Source organism: Chitinophaga sp. (assembly GCF_035564935.1).
GTDB lineage: Bacteria > Bacteroidota > Bacteroidia > Chitinophagales > Chitinophagaceae > Chitinophaga.
Window position 1 is genome coordinate 1 of the sequence record NZ_DATMTE010000934.1, and the last position, 4,042, is coordinate 4,042.

The 4,042-nt window shown below is 45.3% G+C and carries 4 protein-coding genes; 3 read left to right on the forward strand and 1 reads right to left on the reverse strand.

Going from position 1 to position 4,042, the window contains the following annotated elements; all coding sequences use genetic code 11:
• The first annotated feature begins 272 nt into the window (after positions 1-272).
• Positions 273-668 (forward strand): response regulator, encoded by a 396-nt coding sequence (locus VN105_RS24345; RefSeq protein ID WP_325645131.1) that lies wholly within the window; start codon positions 273-275, stop codon positions 666-668.
• Between the two features lie 78 nt (positions 669-746).
• Here the strand turns inward: VN105_RS24345 and VN105_RS24350 are convergent, their stop codons facing one another.
• Positions 747-2,390: an ABC-F family ATP-binding cassette domain-containing protein gene (locus tag VN105_RS24350; protein WP_325645133.1), complete on the reverse strand. Its 1,644-nt coding sequence runs from the start codon at positions 2,388-2,390 to the stop codon at positions 747-749.
• Positions 2,391-2,645: 255 nt separating this feature from the next.
• Here VN105_RS24350 and VN105_RS24355 point away from each other — a divergent pair, with 255 nt between their 5' ends.
• Both VN105_RS24355 and murI read left to right on the forward strand, forming a co-directional pair.
• The gene (locus VN105_RS24355) at positions 2,646-3,308 is read left to right on the forward strand and encodes a carbonic anhydrase (protein WP_325645135.1); all 663 of its coding nucleotides are present in this window, start codon (positions 2,646-2,648) and stop codon (positions 3,306-3,308) included.
• Between the two features lie 2 nt (positions 3,309-3,310).
• On the forward strand, positions 3,311-4,042 hold a 732-nt coding region (gene murI / locus VN105_RS24360; RefSeq protein WP_325645137.1), incomplete at its 3' end, for a glutamate racemase.

The following is a 4,042-nucleotide window of genomic DNA, read 5'->3' on the forward strand; positions in this document are numbered from 1 at the left end:
ATTAAATTAACGTTCTTTGCTTCACAATTAAAGATAGCCGGAGGCCACTGTTCTCCCATGACCAATGCTTAAGAAGAAGAATGTGACGGGCATCATATAAATGCCGATCCAGCCTGTGTTTACGATAAAGGAATTTGATTTCAGCTACCTGTTATCCCTGAAGTCAATGCTCTTACTTTGCAGTAAACAAGGTCACGTAATTCCTTAACATCGTCTTTTGTGCGCCTTTTGTTATTATCGGATATGATAAGAAGCCCAATTAAAACCGAAGCATGGAAGACATGAATAAAATAGTGTACGTTGTTGATGATGATGAGATATTTCATTTCATTATCAAAAAAATGTTGGGGCACCAAAGCAATCACCTGGTAGTTACCTCTTTTCTCTGCGCGGAAGAGGCCCTGGAACAGCTTTCCAGCGCCACCCAGCCTACCTTACCCTCTCTCATCATTCTTGATATGAATATGCAGCGGATGAATGGATGGGATTTTATTGAGGCATACAGGGGACTCAAAACATCCCGGGAAAATGCCATCCCGATTATCATGTGCTCCTCCTCTGTGGATGTACGTGACATGCAGAAAGTACAACATACACCGGAGCTGATGGCCTACATCACAAAGCCCCTCGATAAGAATAAATTAAAGGTGATAGAAGAGTATTTATAGAAGATATAAACACACCATTAAAAAGAGAAGGGAATGACCAGCCGGTCATTCCCTTCCATATTTTTCAGCTATATTCTTTTACGCCGGAACTGCGCTACCGTACATTTCTTCCCGCAGTGCTTTCACACGATCATCTGCCAGGTATTCATCAAAGGTCATCAGCCTGTCAATGATACCTTTAGGCGTTAACTCAATAATACGGTTAGCTACTGATTGCATGAAGGTATGGTCATGAGTGGTGAACAACACTACTCCCTTGTAGTTGATCATGCTTTCGTTGAATGATTGAATGGATTCCAGGTCCAGGTGGTTGGTAGGCTCATCGAGGATCAGTACGTTCGGATCCTGCAGCATCATACGGCTGGTCATGCAGCGTACTTTTTCACCACCGCTCAGCACGGAAGTTTTCTTCATGATCTCATCTCCACCAAATAACATTTTACCAAGGAAACCACGGAGGAAAGGTTCATCCACATCTGTTACATGAGGTGGCACGTACTGGCGTAACCAATCCATCAGGTTCAGGTCTTTATTGGTGAAATAGGCAGCGTTATCGTTTGGCAGGTAAGCGCTGGTTACAGTGGTACCCCATTCAAACTTACCGCTATCGGCAGCTGCTTCATTATTGATCACTTCAAAGAAAGTGGTAAGGGCCAGGTGATCTTTGGAGAGGAATGCAATCTTATCTCCCTTGTTAACGGAGAAAGTAACATCCGTAAAGAGTTTGCGGCCGTCTGCCAGTTTCTCCAGTTTTTCCACGTTCAGGATCTGGTTGCCCACTTCACGCTGCTGCTTGAAGATGATACCGGGATACTTACGGTTAGAAGGCTGGATATCTTCCACCACCAGTTTTTCCAGGGCTTTCTTACGGGAAGTGGCCTGTTTACTTTTGGAGGCGTTAGCGCTAAAGCGGGCGATAAAGTCCAGCAGGTCTTTACGCTTATCTTCCATCTTCTTGTTCTTATCTGCGATCTGGCGGGCCATCAACTGGGATGACTCGTACCAGAAGGTATAGTTACCGCTGAAGATCTGGATCTTTGCGCGGTCCACATCAGCCACATGCGTACATACAGCATCCAGGAAGTGACGGTCGTGGGATACCACGATCACAATATTTTCGTAATCGGCCAGGAAGTTCTCCAGCCAGCCGATAGTTTCCACATCCAGGTCGTTCGTAGGCTCATCCAGCAGGAGGATATCGGGATTGCCAAACAGCGCCTGTGCAAGCAGTACCCGCACTTTAAGGCTACCGGCAATATCTTTCATCAGCATACCATGCACTTCTTCTTTCACACCCAGATCGCTCAGCAATACACCTGCATCACTTTCTGCAGTATAACCGCCCATCTCACCGTACTCAGCTTCCAGTTCACCTGCGCGCATACCGTCTTCTTCAGTAAAATCTTCTTTGGCATATATAGTATCCCTTTCGTTCGCTATCTCCCAAAGTTTCTTATTACCCATTAATACGGCATTCAGTACCGTAACCTCATCAAACTGGAAGTGGTTTTGCGTGAGCACGCTCATACGCTCACCGGGAGTGATTTCCACAGTACCTTTATTCGGCTCTATTTCACCGGACAATATCTTCAGAAAAGTAGATTTACCTGCTCCATTGGCCCCAATCACACCATAACAGTTCCCTTTTGTGAAATTGAGGTTTACTTCGTCAAACAATACTCTCTTACCGAAAGAGAGCGTTACGTTTTTAACACTGATCATGCTGGCTATGAAATTTATGAAATTTTGAAGCTGCAAAGGTACTGATTATATACCGGGTTTCCAAGAATGCGATAGTTCAAACATATTAATAAACAACATGAATAAGTATCTTTACAATAGCATTTTATGCTTTCGGCACCTGCACGATTTTCAGACTGAAAAAACCGCCGTATTCCTTTAATCCTTTCATCATGAAAGGGTTGCCTCCTTATATGCTTTCAATATGTATCTTTAGCACATAAAAATGAAAACCACATGACAGCATATAACCAGATATTTGAGAACAACAAACAATGGATAGCTTCCAAAAAGGCCACAGACGAGCAGTTTTTTGAGAAAATGGCCGACACCCAGAAACCGGCCTACCTGTATATTGGTTGCAGCGACAGCCGGGTTCCTACCAATGAAATCATGGGACTTGAAGCGGGAGAAGTATTTGTACACCGCAATATCGCCAACCTTGTGCCCAATATCGACCTCAACGTGATGAGTGTAATCAATTATGCGGTGGTGCACCTGGAAGTAAAACATATCGTTATATGCGGGCACTATAACTGTGGTGGCGTAAAGGCTGCGATGCAGCCCAAAGATCTTGGACTCCTCAATCCCTGGCTGCGTAATATCCGCGATGTATACCGCCTTCATATGGACGAGCTGAACGCTATAACGGATGAGCATACACGTTATAACCGCCTCGTTGAACTGAATACGCAGGAACAATGCATTAACGTGATCAAAACTGCCGCCGTGCAGAAATCATATCTGGAAAAAGGTTTCCCTACTGTGCATGGCTGGGTATATGACCTGAAAAACGGCATATTAAAAGATCTTGAAATAGACTTCGAAGGCGTACTGCATGAGATACAGAAAATTTATGACTTAACAGGCTCCGGTCTGATGCAAAAAGACACTGAATAATCATGGGTCCGATAGGTATATTCGATTCCGGCTACGGCGGTTTAACCGTACTCAGGGAAATAGTGGCAGAGCTCCCGCAGTATGACTACATTTATTTGGGAGACAATGCCCGCGCGCCTTACGGCAACCGCGGCTTTGATACTATTCACAGCTATACGCTGGAGTGTGTGCAAAAACTGTTTGGAATGGGTTGCCCGCTGGTAATACTGGCCTGCAATACCGCGTCCGCCAAAGCATTGCGTACCATCCAGCAGAAAGACCTGCCGGATATTGCTCCCGATAACCGCGTGCTGGGCGTGATCCGCCCCACTTCCGAAATGGTGGGCACCCTCACACAAACCGGTGAGGTAGGTATACTGGCCACTAATGGCACAGTATCATCAGAATCTTACCCCCTTGAAATCCAAAAGTTTTTCCCGCATGTGAAAACACACCAGCTGGCCTGCCCCATGTGGGTGCCGCTGATTGAAAACAATGAACATGAAAGCGAAGGGGCCGACTATTTTGTGAAAGAATACCTGGATAAAATATTATCGGCCTCGCCGGGCATCGATACCCTTGTACTCGGCTGTACACATTACCCGCTGCTGATGAAAAAGATCAAACAGTTTTTACCGGCAGGTATCACCGTTTTATCACAAGGTAAAATTGTGGCACATAGCCTGAAAGACTACCTCAGGCGCCACCCTGAAATGGAAAGCAGGCTGAGTAAACAACAGCAGCGGAGTTTTTAT

Excerpts from the sequence above, each read along its gene's own strand:
- VN105_RS24345 (WP_325645131.1), top strand. The coding sequence starts at position 273 with ATGGAAGACATGAATAAAATAGTGTACGTTGTTGATGATGATGAGATA.
- VN105_RS24355 (WP_325645135.1), top strand. The coding sequence starts at position 2,646 with ATGACAGCATATAACCAGATATTTGAGAACAACAAACAATGGATAGCT.
- VN105_RS24350 (WP_325645133.1), bottom strand. The coding sequence starts at position 2,390 with ATGATCAGTGTTAAAAACGTAACGCTCTCTTTCGGTAAGAGAGTATTG.